21 protein-coding genes are annotated in these 20,578 nt (G+C 63.1%); 10 read left to right on the plus strand and 11 right to left on the minus strand.

Annotated elements, in window-relative coordinates; all coding sequences use genetic code 11:
* The 4 genes from AC07VU_RS06800 to AC07VU_RS06815 all read right to left on the minus strand — a co-directional run bounded on the left by AC07VU_RS06800 (position 1) and on the right by AC07VU_RS06815 (position 3,694).
* Entirely contained in the window at positions 1-477 is a 477-nt protein-coding gene (locus tag AC07VU_RS06800; RefSeq protein WP_495029636.1) for a thioesterase family protein, read from the minus strand.
* A gap of 147 nt (positions 478-624) precedes the next feature.
* The gene (locus tag AC07VU_RS06805; RefSeq protein WP_007926344.1) at positions 625-1,590 is read right to left on the minus strand and encodes an L-carnitine dehydrogenase; all 966 of its coding nucleotides are present in this window, start codon (positions 1,588-1,590) and stop codon (positions 625-627) included.
* A 198-nt stretch (positions 1,591-1,788) separates the two neighbouring features.
* A complete protein-coding gene (cdhC, locus tag AC07VU_RS06810; protein ID WP_053262932.1) occupies positions 1,789-2,676 on the minus strand; it encodes a 3-dehydrocarnitine:acetyl-CoA trimethylamine transferase CdhC in 888 nt (295 codons plus the stop codon).
* A 73-nt stretch (positions 2,677-2,749) separates the two neighbouring features.
* Positions 2,750-3,694, minus strand: a complete 945-nt coding sequence (locus AC07VU_RS06815) for a choline ABC transporter substrate-binding protein (protein ID WP_495029637.1) — start codon at positions 3,692-3,694, stop codon at positions 2,750-2,752.
* 193 nt (positions 3,695-3,887) lie between these two features.
* On the opposite strand from AC07VU_RS06815, the gene AC07VU_RS06820 reads away from it, so the two are divergent.
* Positions 3,888-4,835, plus strand: coding sequence for a GlxA family transcriptional regulator (locus AC07VU_RS06820; protein WP_007926347.1), 948 nt, complete (start codon positions 3,888-3,890; stop codon positions 4,833-4,835).
* A 102-nt stretch (positions 4,836-4,937) separates the two neighbouring features.
* Here AC07VU_RS06820 and AC07VU_RS06825 read toward each other — a convergent pair whose 3' ends face one another.
* The 4 genes from AC07VU_RS06825 to AC07VU_RS06840 form a co-directional block, all read right to left on the minus strand.
* The gene (locus AC07VU_RS06825; RefSeq protein ID WP_274304884.1) at positions 4,938-5,354 is read right to left on the minus strand and encodes a DUF3010 family protein; all 417 of its coding nucleotides are present in this window, start codon (positions 5,352-5,354) and stop codon (positions 4,938-4,940) included.
* A 33-nt stretch (positions 5,355-5,387) separates the two neighbouring features.
* Positions 5,388-5,756: a helix-turn-helix domain-containing protein gene (locus AC07VU_RS06830; protein ID WP_087089476.1), complete on the minus strand. Its 369-nt coding sequence runs from the start codon at positions 5,754-5,756 to the stop codon at positions 5,388-5,390.
* On the minus strand, positions 5,695-5,949 hold the full coding sequence (locus AC07VU_RS06835; RefSeq protein ID WP_457275117.1) for a type II toxin-antitoxin system RelE family toxin: 255 nt from the start codon (positions 5,947-5,949) through the stop codon (positions 5,695-5,697). The genes AC07VU_RS06830 and AC07VU_RS06835 overlap by 62 nt, the downstream gene beginning before the upstream one ends.
* A 172-nt stretch (positions 5,950-6,121) precedes the next feature.
* A complete protein-coding gene (locus AC07VU_RS06840; RefSeq protein WP_009045953.1) occupies positions 6,122-6,523 on the minus strand; it encodes a lysozyme inhibitor LprI family protein in 402 nt (133 codons plus the stop codon).
* Between the two features lie 228 nt (positions 6,524-6,751).
* Between AC07VU_RS06840 and AC07VU_RS06845 the strand changes: the two genes are divergently transcribed.
* From AC07VU_RS06845 to etfB, 6 genes are all read left to right on the plus strand, one after another.
* Complete coding sequence (locus AC07VU_RS06845; RefSeq protein ID WP_007926352.1) at positions 6,752-7,729, plus strand: dipeptidase; 978 nt, start codon at positions 6,752-6,754, stop codon at positions 7,727-7,729.
* 144 nt (positions 7,730-7,873) lie between these two features.
* On the plus strand, positions 7,874-8,404 hold the full coding sequence (locus tag AC07VU_RS06850; RefSeq protein ID WP_007926354.1) for a DUF5943 domain-containing protein: 531 nt from the start codon (positions 7,874-7,876) through the stop codon (positions 8,402-8,404).
* A gap of 15 nt (positions 8,405-8,419) precedes the next feature.
* Positions 8,420-10,480 carry a dimethylglycine demethylation protein DgcA gene (gene dgcA, locus AC07VU_RS06855; RefSeq protein WP_009045952.1) on the plus strand — a complete coding sequence of 687 codons (2,061 nt, stop codon included), beginning with the start codon at positions 8,420-8,422 and terminating at the stop codon, positions 10,478-10,480.
* Positions 10,481-10,620: 140 nt separating this feature from the next.
* Positions 10,621-12,570 (plus strand): dimethylglycine demethylation protein DgcB, encoded by a 1,950-nt coding sequence (gene dgcB / locus AC07VU_RS06860; RefSeq protein WP_101339321.1) that lies wholly within the window; start codon positions 10,621-10,623, stop codon positions 12,568-12,570.
* The gene (gene etfA / locus AC07VU_RS06865; protein WP_495029638.1) at positions 12,570-13,790 is read left to right on the plus strand and encodes an electron transfer flavoprotein subunit alpha; all 1,221 of its coding nucleotides are present in this window, start codon (positions 12,570-12,572) and stop codon (positions 13,788-13,790) included. The genes dgcB and etfA overlap by 1 nt, the downstream gene beginning before the upstream one ends.
* A 16-nt stretch (positions 13,791-13,806) precedes the next feature.
* Entirely contained in the window at positions 13,807-14,577 is a 771-nt protein-coding gene (gene etfB / locus AC07VU_RS06870; protein ID WP_009051233.1) for an electron transfer flavoprotein subunit beta, read from the plus strand.
* A 324-nt stretch (positions 14,578-14,901) separates the two neighbouring features.
* On the opposite strand, the gene AC07VU_RS06875 is transcribed toward etfB, so the two are convergent.
* Entirely contained in the window at positions 14,902-15,084 is a 183-nt protein-coding gene (locus AC07VU_RS06875) for a hypothetical protein (protein ID WP_274304881.1), read from the minus strand.
* Between the two features lie 703 nt (positions 15,085-15,787).
* On the opposite strand from AC07VU_RS06875, the gene AC07VU_RS06880 reads away from it, so the two are divergent.
* Both AC07VU_RS06880 and AC07VU_RS06885 read left to right on the plus strand, forming a co-directional pair.
* Positions 15,788-16,408: a hypothetical protein gene (locus tag AC07VU_RS06880; protein ID WP_274304880.1), complete on the plus strand. Its 621-nt coding sequence runs from the start codon at positions 15,788-15,790 to the stop codon at positions 16,406-16,408.
* Positions 16,409-16,431: 23 nt separating this feature from the next.
* Positions 16,432-16,710, plus strand: a complete 279-nt coding sequence (locus AC07VU_RS06885) for a hypothetical protein (protein WP_495029639.1) — start codon at positions 16,432-16,434, stop codon at positions 16,708-16,710.
* A 65-nt stretch (positions 16,711-16,775) separates the two neighbouring features.
* On the opposite strand, the gene gbca is transcribed toward AC07VU_RS06885, so the two are convergent.
* Positions 16,776-18,071, minus strand: a complete 1,296-nt coding sequence (gene gbca / locus AC07VU_RS06890) for a glycine betaine monooxygenase oxygenase subunit (protein WP_007926366.1) — start codon at positions 18,069-18,071, stop codon at positions 16,776-16,778.
* Between the two features lie 330 nt (positions 18,072-18,401).
* Between gbca and gbcB the strand changes: the two genes are divergently transcribed.
* Positions 18,402-19,502: a glycine betaine monooxygenase reductase subunit gene (gbcB, locus tag AC07VU_RS06895; protein ID WP_007926368.1), complete on the plus strand. Its 1,101-nt coding sequence runs from the start codon at positions 18,402-18,404 to the stop codon at positions 19,500-19,502.
* Positions 19,503-19,678: 176 nt separating this feature from the next.
* Here the strand turns inward: gbcB and AC07VU_RS06900 are convergent, their stop codons facing one another.
* Positions 19,679-20,503, minus strand: coding sequence for an SDR family oxidoreductase (locus tag AC07VU_RS06900; RefSeq protein ID WP_495029640.1), 825 nt, complete (start codon positions 20,501-20,503; stop codon positions 19,679-19,681).
* Between the last annotated feature and the right edge of the window lie 75 nt (positions 20,504-20,578).

Here is a 20,578-nt window from a genome sequence, read left to right on the forward strand (position 1 = left end):
TTACTTTTCCGGAGGCAGGGCAATCACCCGACCGATCCAGGCGGGGGCGGGCAGGTCGGCCTGCTCGGCGGCGATGGCTCGCAGCCTGTTCAGCACCGGCTCGCTGAACGGCGCCGAGCGCGGGCCGGCGAGGTCGACGTGGAGCAGCATCTGCTCGTTGCCGGCCAGTTCCAGGTCGTCACCGACCTTGTGCAGGCTGTGGTACAGGTGCAGGCGCTTGCGGTCGTGGCCGATGATTTGGGTGTGTACTTCGACCTCGGTATCGAGCTTCACTTCATGCAGGTAATTGAGGTGCAGCTCCAGGGTGAACAGCGAGTTGCCGCTGGCTTCGCGGTGGTTGCTGTCCATGCCCAGCTGGTCCATCAGGGCGTCGGTGGCGTAGCTGAAAATCAGCAGGTAGAAAGCGTCCCGCAGGTGGCCGTTGTAATCGACCCAGTCGGGGCTGATGCGGGTGGTGTAGGTGGTGAGTGCTGGCATGTCATGGGCTCACGAAAATGGCGGGCTGAACCTGTAGCCGCTGCCGCAGGCTGCGATCGGCTCCGCAGGAGACGCGCTCTTGCGGCCCCTGGAAGGCTCTTCGAGCCTTATCGCAGCCTGCGGCAGCGGCTACAGGGGGCGTCAGGGTTACTCGCTGAAGCTCATGCCGTGTTTGGCCTTGGTGGTTTTAACCGCTTCGAGCACGGCGAGCAGGCAGTCATCACGATAGCGTTCCAGCGCCGAAATGCTGTGGGTGCCGAGCTGCTCGGCGGTGCCTTCGACGACGTCGTCGATCAGCTTGTCGGTCAGTTCCGGGGCTGGCAGGTAGGTCCACGGCAGCTGCAGGGCCGGGCCGAACTGGGCCATGAAGTGGCGCATGCCGGCATCGCCCCCGGCCAGGGTGTAGGTTAGGAAAGTGCCCATGAACGACCAGCGCAGGCCGGCGCCGAAACGGATCGCGTCGTCGATTTCGCCGGTGGTGGCGACGCCGTCGTTGACCAGGTGCAGGGCCTCGCGCCACAGCGCCTCCAAAAGACGGTCGGCGATAAAGCCCGGGACTTCCTTGCGTACATGCAGCGGGCGCATGCCGAGGGATTCATAGACCTTGATCGCGGCCTGCACGGCTTCTGGCGCGGTGTTCTTGCCGCCTACCACTTCCACCAGCGGCAGCAGGTACACCGGGTTGAACGGGTGGCCGACCACGCAGCGCTCCGGGTGGGTGGAACTCTCGTAGAACTCGCTCGGCAGCAGGCCGGAGGTGCTGGAGCCGATCAGCGCATTGGGCTTGGCCGCGGCGCTGATCCTGGCGTGCAGCTCGAGCTTCAGCTCCAGGCGTTCCGGGGCGCTTTCCTGGATGAAGTCGGCGTCTTTCACGCACTCCTCGATGGTCGCGACAAAGCGCAGGCGATCCTGGGACGCGCCCGGTGCCAGGCCCTGTTTCTCCAGGGCGCCCCAGGCATTGGCCACGCGCTTGCGCAGGGCCGCCTCGGCGCCGGGCGCCGGGTCCCAGGCCACCACGTCCAGGCCGTGGGCGAGGGCGCGCGATACCCAGCCGCTGCCGATGACACCGCTGCCCAGGGCGGCGAAGGTTTTGATTTCGGTGATAAAGCTCATGGTCATTTCCTGAAAGTCAAAAGTGAACATATCTGTAGCCGCTGCCGGGCAACGCGAGGCTGCGTGCGGCTGCGCAGCAGTCGTAAGGCCAGACGGCGCGGTAAATCAGGTCATTCGTGGTGGCCCTTGTGGCGGCTGTGTTGCAACCGTGCGCAGCCTCGCGGGCTCGGCAGCGGCTACAGGCAACCGCCTTCGGGGTCAGCCGCGCTTGCGCAGGCCCATCTTGGCCCGGCCCTCGGCCGGGGTCAGGACGCGGGCGCCGAGGCGGCTGAGGATCTCGCCGGCGCGCTCCACCAACTGGCCGTTGGTCGCCAGTACGCCCTTGTCCAGCCACAGGTTGTCCTCCAGGCCGACCCGCACGTTGCCGCCCAGCAGCACCGCCTGCGCGGCCATCGGCATCTGCATGCGGCCGATACCGAAGCCGGCCCAGACCGCGCCGGCCGGCAGGTTGTCGACCATGGCCTTCATGGTGGTGGTGTCGGCCGGCGCGCCCCAGGGAATGCCCAGGCACAGCTGGAACAGCGGGTCGTCCAGCAGGCCTTCCTTGATCATCTGTTTGGCGAACCACAGGTGGCCGGTGTCGAAGATTTCCAGCTCGGCCTTCACCCCCAGCTCCTGGATGCGCTTGGCGCCGGCGCGCAGTTGCGCCGGGGTGGACACGTAAATGGTGTCGCCGTCGCCGAAGTTCAGGGTGCCGCAGTCCAGGGTGCAGATTTCCGGCAGCAGTTCCTCGACGTGGGCCAGGCGGGTCAACGGGCCGACCAGGTCGGTATTGGGGCCGAACTCCATCGGGTTTTCGCCGCCGCCGATCTCCAGGTCGCCGCCCATCCCGGCGGTGAGGTTGACGATGATGTCGACGTCCGCCTCGCGGATACGCTCCATCACTTCGCGGTACAGCGCGACATCGCGGCTGAACTTGCCGGTGTCCGGGTTGCGCACGTGGCAGTGGACCACGGTGGCGCCGGCCTTGGCCGCTTCCACCGCGGCGGCGGCAATCTGTTTCGGGGTGACCGGCACGTGGGGGCTCTTGGCGGTCGTGTCGCCAGCACCGGTGAGTGCGCAGGTGATGATGACGTCGTGGTTCATGGTGCGGGTTCCTTACAGGCGTGGTGGGTCGCTGCGCAGGCGTTTGGCGCTGCGCAGAGGGAGTTCGGGGTGGTTATTGGCTGGTCAGTTTCAGGTTGTCGGCGGCCGGCTTGCCGTCGAAGGTGGTGACTCCTTGGAGCCAGCGCGCCTTGTCCTGCGGATGCTCGGCCAGCCATTGCCTGGCCGATTCCAGGGCGTCCTTGTGGTCGAGCAGCGGTTGCATCATGCGGCTCTCGTCCTCGGCGCTGAAGGTCAGGTTGCTCAGCAGCCGGCTGACATTCGGGCACTGCTCGGCGTAGGTCGGCGCGGTGACGGTCCACACCGTGGCCATGCCTTCGTTCGGGCCCAGGGCGTCGTCGCTGCCAGTGAGGTAGGTCATCTGCACATTGACGTTCATCGGGTGCGGCGCCCAGCCGAAGAACACCACGGCTTCCTTGCGTCGCACCGCGCGATCCACCGCCGCCAGCATGCCGGCCTCGCTGGATTCGACCAGCTGGAATTTGCCCAGGCCGAACTGGTTCTTGGTGATCATCGCCTTGATCTGGGTATTGGCGCCCGAGCCGGGCTCGATGCCGTAGATCTTGCCGCCCAGTTCCTTCTCGAATTTGGCGATGTCGGCGAAGGTTTTCAGGCCCTTGTCCGCCAGGTAGGTGGGCACGGCGAGGGTCGCGCGGGCGTCCTTGAGGCTGGGCTCGGCCAGCACCTTGACCTGCTTGGCGTCGACGAAGGGGGTGATGGTCTGGGTCATCAGCGGGTTCCAGTAGCCGAGGAACAGGTCCAGGCGCTGGTCGCGGATGCCGGCGAAAATGATCTGCTGCGAGGCGCTGGTCTGCTTGGTCTTGTAGCCGAGGCCGTCGAGCAGCACCTGGGCCATGGCGCTGGTGGCGATCACGTCGGTCCAGTTGACCACGCCGAGGCGCACGTTCTGGCAGCTGGCGGCGTCGGCGGCCATGGCGCCGGAGCTGAGAAAGAGGGTACCGCTGAGTGCAAGGACGCAACTGCTGATCAGTCGTTTCATGAAGGTTTCCTCGGCAGGTCGTTATTGTCGGTTCCGGCGTCTATGTGCGCCGGTGATGCCACGTTACGCAGCCGGCGGGCGCTGAAAACGCACAGCGGCGACCGGCTCTTGCACTGCAGCGACCTTCGTCTTGAACCCGGCGTGGAAACGGCGTATCACAGTGGCCACGCTGCCCGTCATCCGAGTGCGTTCCATGTCCCAGGATTTCTATTTCTTGCTGATGCCGGGCTTCTCGGCCATCGGGTTCATCTCGGCCATCGAACCGCTGCGCGTGGCCAATCGCTTTCGCGGCGAGCTGTATCGCTGGCATGTTCTGAGCGCCGATGGCGGCGCGGTATTGGCGAGCAACGGCATGTCGGTCAACGCCGACGCGGCGCTGGAGCCATTGAAGAAGGGCGCGACCCTGCTGGTGGTGGCCGGCTTCGAACCATTGAAGTTCGTCACCCCGGCGCTGGTGCACTGGTTGCGCCGCCTGGATGTGGAAGGCGTGACCCTGGGTGGCATCGACACCGGCAGCGTGGTCCTGGCGCAGGCCGGGCTGCTCGAAGGCCACCGCGTGACCCTGCACTGGGAAGCGATCGAGGCGTTCAAGGAGTCCTACCCCCAGCTCAGCGTGACCCAGGAGCTGTTCGAGATCGACCGGCGGCGCATCACCTCGGCCGGCGGCACCGCGTCCATCGACATGATGCTCGACCTGATCGGCCAGGCCCACGGCCCGGAGCTGGCGATCCAGGTCAGCGAACAGTTCGTGCTCGGGCGCATCCGCCCGCGCAAGGACCACCAGCGCATGGAGGTCGCCACCCGCTACGGCATCCGCAACAAGAAGCTGGTGCAGGTGATCGGCGAGATGGAGCAGCACAGCGAGCCGCCCCTGAGCACCCTGCAACTGGCCGAGTCGATCAAGGTCACCCGACGCCAGCTCGAACGCCTGTTCCGCCTGCACCTGAACGACACCCCGAGCAACTTCTACCTGGGGCTGCGCCTGGAAAAGGCCCGGCAACTGCTGCGCCAGACCGACATGAGCGTGCTGGAAGTCAGCATCGCCTGCGGCTTCGAATCACCCTCGTATTTCACCCGCAGCTATCGCGCGCGGTTTGCCCAGTGTCCGCGGGAAGACCGGCGCCAAAGCCTGAAGGCCTGAGCTGCCCGATTCTGTAGGAGCGAGGCTTGCCCGCGATGGCGGTCTGCCTGACCCAGCGCGTTGCCTGCATCGCGAGCAAGGACTGCTCCTACAGAGACAGGATTACTTTTTCAGCAACGCCGCACAGGCGGTCTTGTACGCCTCATGCTGATACTTGTTCAGCGTCGCCGGCAGGTCGAAGTTGTGCTTTTTGTTCTGCGCATTGATGGTCTGCGGCGACAGCAGGGTCACCTCGCAGTTGTCCAGCAGCTGGAACACGCCTTCGATCTTGAAGGTGGTCGGGCCGCCGGCGAATTCGCCTTTTTTGCTGCGCTTCTTGATGGCGATGCGGCTGATGCCGTTGTCGCGGACGAAGGCTGCCACCTGGACCGCGAAGGCTTTGACGTTGGCGGCTTCGTCATCGTCGTCCAGGGCGATTTTCTTGCAGGTGTTGGCCAGGTGTTGCGCCGTGCCGTCTTGCAGGGTGGCCAGGGCGAAGATGGCTTCGCTGCCTTTGATTTCGATGCCGCAGATGCTCATGGGAAAACCTTTTCTCGATGAATGGCGTGCAGCTTACAGTTCCAACTGGTCGGCGCGAATGCCGAAGGCCGCGGCGATCTTCTCGCGGGTGGCGCGGCGGGGCTTGGCGACGCTTTCTTGCTGGGCGAAGGCCGGCTGGGAAATGCCCAGGCGCCTGGCGACCTCGTCCTGGGTCAGGTGCAGGTGCTCGCGCCAGGCGCGGATTGGCGTGGCGCCGTCAACGATGCGGCTGACCACGTCATGGGGGATCAGGTCCGGCTCTTGGCGTTGCGCCACATAGTCCGCATAAGGGATCACCACGAACGCCGGCTTGCCGTCCGTGCCGTTGATGATCTGGATGTCAGTAGGTGCGTTCGTCACGTTTCTTGACCTCTTGAATACTGACCACTCTGATAGCGCCATCCCAGTCGAACAGGATTCGATAGTTGCCCACTCGCAGGCGGTAGGCATAGGCGTGAGCGCTGAGCGTCTTGACGTTGCCGGTGTCGGGCATGTCGCCGAGCAAGGTCACCGCGTCACGGATCTGTACCTGATGGGCGCTGTGCAATCGCAGCAGTTGTTTGACGGCCTTACGGGTCCACAGGATGCTGTTCATGAACGAATATAAGTCTTTTATAAGATTAATCAATCTTTGCTTATATTCGCTCGCGGGCCAAGGCGAGAACCTTGTCCGGGTATTGCTCATGCTTCTGTAGGAGCAGGGGGGACGCCCAGTCCTTGCCCGCGATTGCGGTATTCCTGTTGTAGAAAAACTTGCGGCCGACTCGTTACTCCTGCCCGATCGACTCAAGAAATTCCGACCGTTCATCGCTCATGCGCGCCAGGCAATCGGCCTGGGCAATGGCGTAGGCCTTGCTGCCGGGTTTGGCGGGGAAAGTGTCGACGGCGCAGTCGGCGTCGCGCTGTTTCTGCCACAGCTGCTGGGCGTTCTGCACCTTGGCGGTGATGTCGGCCAGCTGCGCCTTGTCGCTGCCGTATTGCGTGCCCAGGCGTTCGAGCAGGCCCTGCAGGTTGTCGCTCAGCAGTTGCTCGGCGGTGGTTTTGTTGAAGGTGGCGCATTCCAGAGTCTGTTGATCCTGTTCGACGCTGTCGCACGGGGAGTTGTCGGCTTCTTCAGCCGCCTGTGCGCCCGTCGCCAGCAGTGCCAAAGCCAGGAAGATCGATTTCATTGCGTCGCAGCCCCCTCTAAATCCAGTGATGCGGCGGATTCTGGCCCATGCGCATGACAAAGAACAGATGGGGCAAGGGACGCCCGGCAGACCCTTTGTCGCGGATTGACGCTTTCGGCAATTCCCCTGTCGTTTTTGCACCCGGCTGCCCGGGCACCGAGGCATATGCTGACCCCAAAGCGCCGGCAGACGATTCGGCGCATGAATTGCCAATAAGGGGACTGCCTGATGAGCCCAGCCGAATTGCACGCCGACAGCATCGTTATCGACGGGCTGATCATTGCCAAGTGGAACCGTGAGCTGTTCGAAGACATGCGCAAGGGCGGCCTGACCGCGGCCAACTGCACCGTGTCGGTGTGGGAGGGCTTCCAGGCCACGGTCAACAATATCGCCTCCAGCCAGAAGCTGATCCGCGAGAACAGCGACCTGGTGATGCCGGTGCGCACCACCGCCGACATCCGCAAGGCCAAGGAACTGGGCAAGACCGGCATCCTGTTCGGCTTCCAGAATGCCCACGCCTACGAGGACCAGATCGGCTACGTCGAGGTGTTCAAGCAGCTGGGCGTGGGGATCGTGCAGATGTGCTACAACACCCAGAACCTGGTGGGTACCGGCTGCTACGAGCGCGATGGCGGCCTGTCGGGCTTCGGTCGCGAGATCGTCGCCGAGATGAACCGCGTCGGCGTCATGTGCGACCTGTCCCACGTCGGTTCCAAGACCTCCGAGGAAGTCATCCTCGAATCGAAAAAGCCGGTCTGCTACTCCCACTGCCTGCCGTCTGGCCTCAAGGAACACCCGCGCAACAAGTCCGATGAAGAGCTGAAGTTCATCGCCGACCACGGCGGTTTCGTCGGCGTGACCATGTTCGCGCCGTTCCTGGCCAAGGGCATCGATTCGACCATCGACGACTACGCCGAGGCCATCGAATACACCATGAACATCGTCGGCGAAGACGCCATCGGCATCGGTACCGACTTCACCCAGGGCCATGGCCAGGACTTCTTCGAATACCTGACCCACGACAAGGGCTACGCCCGTCGCCTGACCAACTTCGGCAAGATCATCAACCCGCTGGGCATCCGCACCGTGGGCGAGTTCCCCAACCTCACCGAGACCCTGCTCAAGCGCGGTCACTCCGAGCGTGTGGTGCGCAAGATCATGGGCGAGAACTGGGTGAACGTCCTCAAGGACGTCTGGGGCGAATAACGCCAACCCTCCACAGCACACACCTGTAGCCGCTGCCGAAGGAGACGCGCTCCTGCGGCCCTCGGAAGGCTCTTCGAGCCTTATCGCAGCCTGCGGCAGCGGCTACGGATGCACCAATCCAAAAGAATTCCGGAGTTTTGAAACATGGCCAAGATCGCCCCGCAACTGCCCATCGAAGTCGACAGCGAAACCGGTGTCTGGACCTCCGACGCCCTGCCGATGCTGTACGTGCCGCGTCACTTCTTCGTCAACAACCACATGGGCATCGAGGAAGTGCTGGGCGCCGACGCCTACGCCGAGATCCTCTACAAGGCCGGCTACAAGTCCGCCTGGCACTGGTGTGAAAAAGAAGCCGAATGCCATGGCCTGGAAGGCGTCGCGGTGTTCGAGCACTACATGAAGCGCCTGTCGCAGCGCGGCTGGGGCCTGTTCAAGATCCAGGACATCGACCTCGACAAGGGCACCGCCAGCGTCAAGCTCGAACACTCGGCCTTCGTCTATGTGTACGGCAAGGTCGGGCGCAAGGTCGACTACATGTTCACCGGCTGGTTCGCCGGCGCCATGGACCAGATCCTGGCGGCCCGCGGCAGCAAGATCCGCACCGTCGCCGAACAGGTCTACGGCGGTTCCGAAGAAGGCCACGACGATGGCCTGTTCACCGTCAAGCCGTTGTAAGCGGAGTTAAGAAAAATGGCTTTCGAAGCGATGTTCCAGCCGATCCAGATCGGCAAACTGACCATCCGCAACCGGGTGCTCAGCACCGCGCACGCCGAGGTCTACGCCACCGATGGCGGCATGACCACCGACCGCTACGTGAAGTATTACGAAGAGAAAGCCAAGGGCGGTATCGGCCTGGCGATCTGTGGCGGCTCGTCCGTGGTGGCCATCGACAGCCCGCAGGAATGGTGGAGCTCGGTGAACCTGTCCACCGACCGCATCATTCCGCACTTCCAGAATCTGGCCGACGCCATGCACAAGCACGGCGCCAAGATCATGATCCAGATTACCCACATGGGCCGCCGCTCGCGCTGGGACGGTTTCAACTGGCCGACCCTGATGTCGCCGTCGGGCATCCGCGAACCGGTGCACCGCGCCACCTGCAAGACCATCGAGGTGGAAGAGATCTGGCGGGTGATCGGCAACTACGCGCAAGCTGCCCGTCGCGCAAAGGCCGGTGGCCTGGACGGCGTCGAGCTGTCCGCCGTGCACCAGCACATGATTGACCAGTTCTGGAGCCCGCGGGTCAACAAGCGGACCGACGAATGGGGCGGCAGCTTCGAAGGCCGGATGAAGTTCGGCCTGGAAGTGCTCAAGGCGGTGCGCGCCGAAGTCGGCGACGATTTCTGCGTGGGCATGCGTATCTGTGGTGACGAGTTCCACCCGGACGGCCTGTCCCACGAGGACATGAAGCAGATCGCCAAGTATTACGACGATACCGGCATGCTCGATTTCATCGGCGTCGTGGGTTCGGGTTGCGACACCCACAACACCCTGGCCAACGTGATTCCGAACATGAGTTATCCACCGGAGCCGTTCCTGCACCTGGCTGCCGGGATCAAGGAAGTGGTCAAGGTTCCGGTACTGCATGCGCAGAACATCAAGGACCCGAACCAGGCCACCCGCATCCTCGAGGGTGGTTACGTCGACATGGTCGGCATGACCCGTGCGCACATCGCCGACCCGCACCTGATCGCCAAGATCAAGATGGGCCAGGTCGACCAGATCAAGCAGTGCGTGGGCGCCAACTATTGCATCGACCGCCAGTACCAGGGCCTGGATGTGCTGTGCATCCAGAACGCCGCGACCTCCCGTGAATACATGGGCGTGCCGCACATCATCGAGAAGTCCACCGGGCCGAAACGCAAGGTGGTGGTGGTCGGTGCCGGCCCGGCCGGTATGGAATCGGCGCGGGTGGCGGCCGAACGTGGCCACGACGTGACCCTGTTCGAGAAGAAAGAGGCCATCGGCGGGCAGATCACCACTGCGTCGAAAGCGCCGCAGCGCGACCAGATCGCCGGTATCACCCGCTGGTATCAGCTGGAGCTGGCACGCCTGAAGGTCGACCTGCGCCTGGGCACCGCGGCCGATGCCGAGACCATCCTCGACCTGCGTCCGGACATCGTGGTGCTGGCCGTCGGCGGGCATCCGTTCCTTGAGCAGAACGAACACTGGGGCGCCGCCGAAGGGCTGGTGGTCAGCAGCTGGGACGTGCTCGACGGCAAGGTTGCGCCGGGCAAGAACGTGCTGGTCTACGACACCATCTGCGAGTTCACCGGCATGTCTGTGGCCGACTTCCTCGCCGACAAGGGCAGCCAGGTCGAGATCGTCACCGACGACATCAAGCCGGGCGTGGCCATCGGCGGTACGTCGTTCCCGACCTACTACCGCAGCATGTACCCCAAGGAAGTGATCATGACCGGCGACATGATGCTGGAAAAGGTCTACCGCGAAGGCGACAAGCTGGTGGCGGTGCTGGAGAACGAATACACCGGCGCCAAGGAGGAGCGGGTGGTCGACCAGGTGGTGGTGGAGAACGGTGTGCGGCCCGACGAAGCGATCTACTACGCGCTCAAGGAAGGCTCGCGCAACAAGGGCCAGGTTGACGTCGAAGCGCTGTTCGCGATCAAGCCGCAGCCTTCGTTGAGCCAGGCGGGCGACGGTTATCTGCTGTTCCGCATCGGTGACTGCGTGGCGCAGCGCAACACCCACGCGGCCATCTATGACGCCCTGCGGATCTGCAAGGATTTCTAAGCCATACCTGTAGCCGCTGCCGAAGGCTGCGATCGACTGCGAAGCAGTCGTGCTCTTGAGTTCGCAGGGAAGTCCTGCGGACTTCATCGCAGCCTGCGGCAGCGGCTACAACGACCGAGCTGGTCTTTGGGAGCTCCACCATGTTGAACACCCTTCTTCCCATCCTGCTGTTCGCAGCCATCGGCCTGGCTGTCCTGGGCGCGTTGCGGCGGGTGGCCATGTGGCGCCGGGGCCGTGCGTCCAAGGTCGACCTGATCGGCGGCCTGCTGGCCATGCCCAAGCGCTACATGGTCGACCTGCACCATGTGGTGGCGCGGGACAAATACATCGCCAACACCCACGTGGCCACGGCCGGTGGCGCCGTGGCGTCCATCGTGCTGGCGATCCTGGTGCACGGTTTCGGCCTGCATAACCGCATCCTCGGCTACGCCTTGCTGCTGATGTCGGCGGTGATGTTCGTCGGTGCGATCTTCGTTTACCTGCGCCGTCGCAACCCGCCGGCGCGCCTGTCGAAAGGCCCGTGGATGCGCCTGCCGAAAAGCCTGCTGGCGTTCTCGGCGTCGTTCTTCCTGGTGACCCTGCCGGTGGCCGGGATCCTCCCGGAAAACTTCGGCGGCTGGGTACTGGCCGCGATCCTCGGCATCGGTGTGTTGTGGGGCGTGTCCGAGCTGTTCTTCGGCATGACCTGGGGCGGCCCGATGAAACACGCCTTCGCCGGTGCCCTGCACCTGGCCTGGCACCGCCGCGCCGAACGCTTCGGTGGCGGCCGCTCCACCGGCCTCAAGCCGCTGGACCTGGAAGACCCGAACGCCCCGCTGGGGGTGGAAAAACCCAAGGATTTCACCTGGAACCAGCTGCTGGGCTTCGACGCCTGCGTGCAGTGCGGTAAATGCGAAGCCGCGTGCCCGGCCTTTGCCGCCGGCCAGCCGCTGAACCCGAAAAAGCTGATCCAGGACATGGTCGTTGGCCTGGCTGGCGGTACCGATGCCAAGTTCGCTGGCAGCCCGTATCCCGGCAAAGCCATTGGCGAACACAGCGGCAATCCGCACCAGCCGATCGTCAACGGCCTGGTGGACGCCGAGACCCTGTGGTCCTGCACCACCTGCCGCGCCTGCGTCGAGGAATGCCCGATGATGATCGAGCACGTCGATGCCATCGTCGACATGCGCCGTCACCTGACCCTGGAAAAGGGCGCTACCCCGAACAAGGGCGCCGAAGTCCTGGAAAACCTGATCGCCACCGACAACCCGGGCGGTTTCGCCCCGGGTGGGCGGATGAACTGGGCGGCGGACCTCAACCTGGCGCTGCTCGGCGAGAAGAAAACCACCGACGTGCTGTTCTGGGTGGGCGACGGTGCCTTCGACATGCGCAACCAGCGCACCCTGCGCGCCTTCGTCAAAGTGCTGAAAGCGGCCAAGGTCGACTTCGCGGTGCTGGGCCTGGAAGAACGTGACAGCGGCGACGTGGCCCGGCGCCTGGGCGACGAGGCGACCTTCCAGCTGCTGGCCAAGCGCAATATCCAAACCCTGGCCAAGTACAGCTTCAAGCGCATCGTCACCTGCGATCCCCACAGTTTCCATGTGCTGAAAAACGAATACGGCGCCCTCGGCGGCGAGTACGTGGTGCAGCACCACAGCACCTACATGGCCGAGCTGATCGCCGGCGGCGCCCTGAATCTGGGCCAGCACAAAGGCAACAGCGTGACCTATCACGACCCGTGCTACCTGGGCCGCTACAACGGCGAGTACGAGGCGCCGCGCGAGGTCCTGCGCGCCCTGGGGATCGAGGTCAAGGAAATGCAACGCTCCGGTTTCCGCTCGCGCTGCTGCGGCGGTGGCGGCGGCGCGCCGATCACCGACATCCCGGGCAAGCAGCGGATCCCCGACATGCGCATGGACGACATCCGCGAAACCGGCGCCGAGCTGGTGGCCGTGGGTTGTCCACAGTGCACCGCGATGCTCGAAGGCGTGGTCGAGCCGCGGCCGCTGATCAAGGACATCGCCGAACTGGTGGCCGACGCCTTGCTCGAAGACGCCGCGCCTGGCAAGCCGGTGACCCCGGCCAAACGTGAACCTGCGGAGGCCCACTGATGAGCGACATTATCCGCCGCGACCCGCGGGCCGAATGGATCGCCCGTAACCGCCTGCACCCGCTGCACGCGGCCATGCAGCCGGCGCAGCACAGCTGGATGGGGCCCAACGGCATCCTCCGCAAGAACCCCCACGGGATCGGTTTCATCGGCCCCAACGGCATCAAGCGTATCGACCGCAGCGGCGCCCAGCAGGGCGGGGCGGTCAAGCGCAGCGCCGCGGTCGAAGTCCTGCTGCCGCTGCATCAGGTGGCGCAGCCGGCGTTCTACATCAGCGTGGTGCCGGACATGGTCGGCGGCCGCCTGAGCAGTCACGACCGCGACCTGCTGGGCCTGGCCCATCAGCTGGCCGGCAAGGACGGCGCGGTGCTGGCGGTGGTGTTTGGCGAGCACAAGGAAAACGCCTTCGCCACGGCCGGCGTCGACCGCCTGCTGGTGCTCGAAGGCAACGAATTCAGCGGTTATGCACCGGAACAGCGAGTCCAGGGCCTGCGGGCTGTGGATAACCAGTTCAGCCCACGTCACTGGTTGCTGCCCGACAGCCGCACCGGTGGCGGCGAACTGGGCCGGCGTTTTGCCGCGGCCCTGGGCGAACGCCCGGCTACGCGGGTCTGGCAGGTCAAGGACGAGCAATGCATCGGCCGCGCCGGTGCCGGCTTGCAGGACCTGGCTCGACCGCTGGCGCGCTTGATCCTGGCCGCTGCCGAATGCGCGGAACCGGTCAGTGAAACCCGCCACGAAGCCCTGCCGGTGGAGTTATCCACAACGGTGGCGCGCAGCCTGGCGCGAATCGAGGACCTGGGCGCGGTGGCGGTGGACCCGGCGGCGATTCCCATGGCCGAGGCCGAATTCATTTTCTCCGGCGGCAACGGGGTCAAGGACTGGGAGCTGTTCCACAAAACCGCCGCGGCCCTGGGCGCCACCGAAGGCGCGTCGCGGGTGGCGGTGGACGACGGTTTCATGGCCCGCGACCGTCAGGTCGGCGCCTCGGGCACTTGGGTCACCGCCCGGGTGTACGTGGCGGTGGGGATTTCCGGGGCGATCCAGCACCTGCAGGGCATCGGTGCCTGCGACAAGGTGGTGGCGATCAACCTCGATCCGGGCTGCGACATGATCAAACGCGCCGACCTGTCGGTGATTGGCGAAAGCGCCGAGCTGCTTCAAGCCTTGATCGCGGCGGTAGAGGCCTACCGTAACGGCGCCAAGCGCGATGCGGCTTAAGGGAAGGACAGAGCTTATGAGTACCAATGTGATCAGCCTGGTGTCCATCGGCGCCCACCCGACTTCCGGCCGGCCACGGCGCGCCGAGCAGGATGCGCGGGCGGTCGAGCTGGGGCTGCAACTGGCCGGGGACAGGCTGCAGGTGCTGCACGCCGGCGATATCGCCGAGCCGGCCCTGCGCGCCTACCTGGGCATGGGCCTGGAACAGATGCATGTGCTGGAGCAATCGGCCGGTGCCGATGCGCTGCCGGCGCTGACCGATTATCTGCGCGATGCCGGGGCGCAAGTGGTGCTCACCGGCAGCCAGGCGGAAACTGGCGAAGGCTCGGGCATGCTGCCGTTCCTGCTGGCGGAAAACCTCGGCTGGCCGCTGGTGGTGGGCCTGGCCCAGGTGGAATCCATCGACAGTGGCGTGGCCCTGGTGCTGCAAGCCCTGCCGCGCGGCCAGCGCCGTCGGCTGAAGGTGCGCCTGCCGTTCCTCGCCACTGTGGATAACGCCGCGCCCAAGCCACGGCAGAGCGCCTACGGCCCGGCCCGGCGTGGGGTGCTGCAGGCGCGGCAGGTGGAAGTGCTCGACGATGAGTTATTCACCAGCGCCACCCTGCAACCGGCCAAACCGCGGCCCAAGCGCCTGAAAGTGATCAAGGCCAAGAGCGGCGCCGACCGCATGAAAGCCGCGACCGCCAAGGCCAGCGGCGGTGGCGGCCAGGTGCTCAAGGGCGTCAGCGCCGAAGCCGGGGCCGAGGCCATCCTCAAGCTGTTGATCGAAGAAGGCGTGGTCCGTTAGGGCTTGGCTTGTCGCACTATCGTTATTGCGAGCAAGCTTCGCTCCTACAGGGGCGCGGCTTGCCAGCGACTGATTTCCCTCCTGTATCCACGGTTACCCACAATCCCTGTGCGCGCCTCTGTGGATAAGATGTTCGTCCCTTTCTACAAGCCTCGCCAATCAAGCGCTACAGCGCGTTGTACGAAAAACGATCAAGCTAAGTCGAGGTTTTTCCTAAGGTTTTTCTGTGGATAAGGAACTCCCTCGGTCCTCTGCCGCTGCCGAGTTGCCCCCAAAGTCTGTTGGCCTCTTTGTGGATAAGATGTTCGCTCTCCGCTGAGAGCCTTATAAATAGTGGTCTGCAGAGGTCTGATCAAAAAACAGGCAAATCCGAAGTTTTGCCCCGCCGGCGGCACTGAAGCCTCGATATTTCGCGCTATTGGCGGTTTTCCACAGCTCGCGGCCCTTGGCCGCAAAGTTGCCCCCAAAGTCTGTTGGCGCTTCTGTGGATAAGGTGTTCGCCTTCATCTGCGGGCCTTTAAATACGTGGCTTATAGAGCGCTGTTCAAAAAATGATCAAAGCCTTGTGGAAAAGGCCTTTCCGGATAAGTCACGGATTTTCTTCAGGTTCTGCCAGTGAATCCGCCGGCTGAAAGCCGAGTTGCCCACATTTGCTGTGGGTGGAGGTGTGGATAACTTGTTCGCGGTCTTCTGTAAGCCTTGGCGGGTGGTATCTCGACGGGGGCGATCATTTTTTATACAGCTTGGGGGTTACCCTCTCGTTTGTTTCGGGCTCGGATAAAACCTGAGTGAGGTTTGGTTTATATATTCAGCCTGCATAAATGCAGTTTCCTATGGGTATAAGTGGCTGTTTGACGCCTGATGGGCACGCGGCTTTACTCTTTCAAACACAAGGAGTGGGGCGGATTTTCAAGGGCAATAGTCGAGTTCTCCGGCTGCACTTCAAGATAATCCATGACAGGAGTCAAACATGAAAAGCATGTTTTTGTTTCTGCACTTCCCTAATAGCTGATACCGAGTCTGGTTGATCGGTGAAAGTGCTATCTCCAACGTCCTTCCGGTTGATGAAGTCCACGATTGATTTTTGGAATTAATAAAGGCTGATTCTGAGTGATGGACTCGGGAGAATTGCGGGCGTTATGAACGTTACCGTTCCCGCGAGTGAAAGGCACAAGAGTGCCGGTTGTTTAAATTACAAGGAGTTATTGAAATGTCCGAAGCATCCAAAGCAAAAACCAAGGCCAAGCCTGTTGCTGCACAAGGCAAGGAAGCCTATGTCGAGTTACTCAACGAAATGCGTGTGCATGCGAAAAGACGATTGTCGGGCGAGGCCAGGGGCCTGCTGATGGCTTCGCCTCACCTGCAGCAGATTCATTTGCGCAGTCTCTATGTCACCAAGAGTTCCAATGATCCTGCGGTGCGGAACCTCGAGCCTCAGGCCCGGGAAGTGGGGGAAGGCCAAGCTGATCAGTCGGAGTCCGAGCTGGTCAAGGCTACGGAAAGTTTCCAGAACTCGGGTTCGACCGACACCACGGACTACAAGAAAAAGCTCGAAGAGTTGCGTAAGCGGGACAAGGAATCAGCAGATAAACGCATCGACAAGATGTATGACGCGGCGATCGAGCAGTTGGACCAATACCCCCAAAGCGCTGATGCGGTGGTTGGGTTCATGGAAACTTTCGGTGGCCTGTTCAATACCGTGCTGGACAAGGTCAGCGAGTTTTTCACCGAGATTGGCAAGAATATCCTCAATTGGTTGAAGAACGTCTGGGAGAAAATCACTAATACATTCAACTCGATCGTCAGTTGGGTCACTGGCTGGTTCTCTTGACCAGCTGAAATAGTGGGGTGGCTATGAGCAAACCTGTCGGTCCACCGCCTTTTATTGATAATCACCAGCCTGAGTGGGACAGGGCTTTTTATATCGAGGAAGGTAGAGCGCTGGCTGCTAACAAGGCCCGGCTCGATGTACTTCGGCAGCACGATAAAAAGAAAACCCAGGAAAGAATTGACGGCTTGTATGACGATTTGCAACGACGTATCGATCCGAATTACAAGCGTGCGCCCAATATCGAAGACTTGGGAAATATCTTTGATACAGCGCAGGACATCATTCACGCCTGGAACTGGTAGTAGCCACTTCACGTCATAAAAAACCGCGAGCATGCTCGCGGTTTTTTATGGTCGGGACAGCGCGTTTAGCCGTGAACCGGCACGCCCTTGAGGTACGGAGCCGGTTCGGCGCCGAGGTTGCTCAGCATGCGTTCGCTGTACCAGTCCACGAAGTTGACCACGCCGAACTCGTAGGTCTTGGAGTACGGGCCTGGCTGGTAGGCGGTGGAGTTGATGCCGCGCTGGTTCTCCTCGGCCAGGCGACGGTCCTGGTCGTTGGTGGCGTCCCACACCTGGCGCATGCGCGCGACGTCATAGTCCACGCCTTCGACCGCGTCCTTGTGCACCAGCCACTTGGTGGTGACCATGGTTTCCTGGGCGCTGATCGGCCACACGGTGAACACGATGATGTGGTCGCCCATGCAGTGGTTCCACGAGTGCGGCAGGTGCAGGATGCGCATCGAGCCCAGGTCGGGGTTCTTGATCCGGCCCATCAGCTTGGCGCAGCCCTGCTTGCCGTCCATGGTCATGGACACGGTGCCCTTGAGCAGCGGCATGCGCACGATGCGGTTGCGCAAGCCGAAGCTGGCGTGGGCATAAGGGATCTTCTCGGCTTCCCAGGCGGCGGCGGAGGCGGCCACGTGGTCCTTGAACGCCTGGTCGGCGCGCGGGTCGGTGACGTCGTCCCACTCCAGCAGGGTCTTCAGCAGCTCCGGGTGCGAACCGCCACAGTGGTAGCACTCGCGGTTGTTTTCCAGCACCAGCTTCCAGTTGGCCTTTTCCATCAAGGTGGTCTGCACCGCCACCTTGGTGTTCTCCATGTCGTAGGGTTCCATGTAGTGCGTCAGGGTCGCCAGGAAGTCATCGATGGCCGGCGGGTTCTCGGCCAGCGAGATGAAGATGTAGCCACCGGCGGTCTTCACGTTCACTGGCTTGAGGCCGTATTGCTTCATGTCGAAGTCGGCGCCCATCTCGGTGCCGGCGAACAGCAGGCGACCGTCCAGCTCGTAGGTCCACTGGTGGTAGTGGCAGACCAGCTTGGCAACCTTGCCCTTGTCGCTGGTGCACAGGCGCGAACCGCGGTGGCGGCAGACGTTGTGGAAAGCATGGACCACGCCGTCGGCGCCACGGATCACGATGATCGGGTTCTTGCCGACCTGCAGGGTCATGTAGTTGCCCTTGGTCGGAATCTCGCAGGTCATGCCGGCGATCAGCCATTCCTTCTGGAAGATCTCCTGCATGTCGATATCGAACAGGCGCTCGTCGCAGTAGAACGGCTGCGGCAGGGAAAAGGTCCGCTCGCGTTCTTGGAGCATTTGTGCGGTGGCCTTGCGTGCGGGTTCCAGCGGATCGCCCAGGCTCAGGGTTGCGGTGACGTCCATCGTTTTGGTCCTCATGGCCATCTGTGTGGCCGGCGAAAGTGGCTGTGTGGCCGGTGTAACGGGCTTGCTCCGCACAAGCCCGTCACACCGGCCACGGTTACGACGCAAGGCTGAAAAATCAGCGGTTATCAGTTGAGGCGAGTGTGGGGCCGGCGCGGCCCGGAACCTTATCCATGGGCGACATGGCCCAATCTGTTCCCGACGCGCAAGCCCCGGTGGTTGGGGGCTGGTCGCGATAAGTATGTGAATGTCGCAGATAGGTAAATGGGTGTTTATGGGCCTGCGCACAATCGCCACCATAAAGGCCGGCAGTCGGCCGTGGAGATCAGCATGTCCAACAACTTCCTGAACCCGGTAACCACCCAGACCTGGGCCAATGGCCGACACATCGTCCGTTGCGTCAAAGTCATCCAGGAAACCTGGGACGTGCGCACCTTCTGTTTCATGGCCGACCAGCCGATCATGTTCTTCTTCAAGCCGGGGCAGTTCGTCACCCTGGAGCTGGAGATCGAAGGCCAGCCGATCATGCGTTCCTACACCATTTCCAGCTCGCCCTCGGTGCCGTACAGCTTCTCGGTGACCATCAAGCGCGTCCCGGGCGGCAAGGTCTCCAACTGGCTGCACGACACCTTGCACGAAGGCCAGGAGCTGGCGGTGCACGGGCCGGTGGGGCTGTTCAACGCCATCGACTTCCCGAGCCCGAAAGTCCTGTACCTCAGCGGCGGCGTCGGCATCACGCCGGTGATGTCCATGGCGCGCTGGTTCTACGACACCAACGGCAATGTCGACATGGTGTTTATCCACAGCGCCCGTTCGCCGAAGGACATCATCTATCACCGCGAGCTGGAGCACATGGCGTCGCGGATCGACAACTTCAGCCTGCACCTGATCTGCGAGAAACATGGTCTGGGCGAGCCCTGGGCCGGTTATCGCGGCTACCTGAACCACAAGATGCTGGAGCTGATGGCGCCGGACTTCCTCGAGCGCGAGGTGTTCTGCTGCGGCCCGACGCCGTACATGAACGCGGTCAAGCGCCTGCTCGAAGCCAGCGGCTTCGACATGTCGCGCTACCACGAGGAATCCTTCGGCGCGACGCCGGCGGAAGCCCGGGCCGATGCGGTGGAACAGGCCGAGCAGGCCGCCGAGGCGCCGGAAATCGACGTCGCCGACCTGCACCAGGTGGAGTTCACCGCGTCCGGCAAGAGCATCCGCGTGGCGCCGGGCGAGACCGTCCACGCCGCCGCGGCCAAGCTCGGCCTGATGATCCCCAAGGCCTGCGGTATGGGCATCTGCGGCACCTGCAAGGTGCTCAAGCTGGGCGGTGAAGTGGAGATGGACCACAACGGTGGGATCACCGAGGAAGACGAAGCCGAAGGCTACATCCTGTCCTGCTGCAGCGTGCCGAAGGGGGATGTGCGGGTCGAGTATTGAGCGGCGGACCCGTAACCCGTAGCCGCTGCCGAGGCACGAGGCTGCGATCGGTTGCGTAGCAACCGTGAACCCGGAGCTCTCGGTGCTTCTGACCTATCGAGGGGCTGGGTTTGCGACTGCTTTGCAGTCGATCGCAACCTTGTACCTCGGCAGCGGCTACAGATTGATCCGCTCGCTCAATCGATAAACAGATCCGTCAGCAGCGTTTCACTGCTGTCGGGATCGAAGCGGTAATGGGCGAAGTCGCTTACCCCCTGTTCGCGCAGTATTTCTTCGTCGATCAGCAAGCGCCCGGTGATGCGGCGCTGGCTGCTGGAAAGGATCGCGTGGGCCGCATCGGCCATGATTGCCGGCGTGCGCGCATGCTTGAACGACTCGCGCGAACCCAATTGGAACTCGATGGCAGCCGTGGCGATCATGGTCTGCGGCCACAGCGAGTTGACGCTGATGCCGTAGTTCTTGAATTCCTCGCTCATGCCCAGGGTCAGCATGCTCATGCCGTACTTGGTCACGGTGTAGGGGCTGTACTGGGCGAACCATTTGCTCGCCAGGTTCAGCGGCGGCGACAGGTTGAGGATGTGCCCACCGCTGGTTTTCAGGTAGGGCAGGGCCGCCTGGCTGCACAGCAGCACGGCGCGGGTGTTGATCTGGTGCATCAGGTCGAAGCGCTTGAGCTCGATGTGCTGCACCCCGGTCAGCTTGATCGCCCCGGCATTGTTGACCAGCGCATCGATGCCGCCGAACTGCTCGGCGGCCTTGGCCAGGGCCTGGCGCACCGTCTCTTCGTCACGCACGTCCACCTGCAAGGCCAGGGCCTGGCCGCCGGCCGCCTCGACCTCGCGGGCCACGCTGAAGATGGTGCCGGGCAGCTTGGGATGGGGGTCGGCGCTTTTCGCCGCGATCACGATATTGGCCCCGTCCCGCGCCGCCCGCAGGGCGATTTCACGGCCGATGCCACGACTGGCGCCGGTGATGAACAGGGTCTTGCCTTGTAAGGACATGGATGCGCTCCTGATTATTGTCGTTATCCGAGCGGGTACAGCGGCTCGCCAGACAATCTAGTTCATGTCTGGCGG

The sequence above is a fragment of the Pseudomonas sp. GW821-FHT02B10 genome (assembly GCF_059421865.1).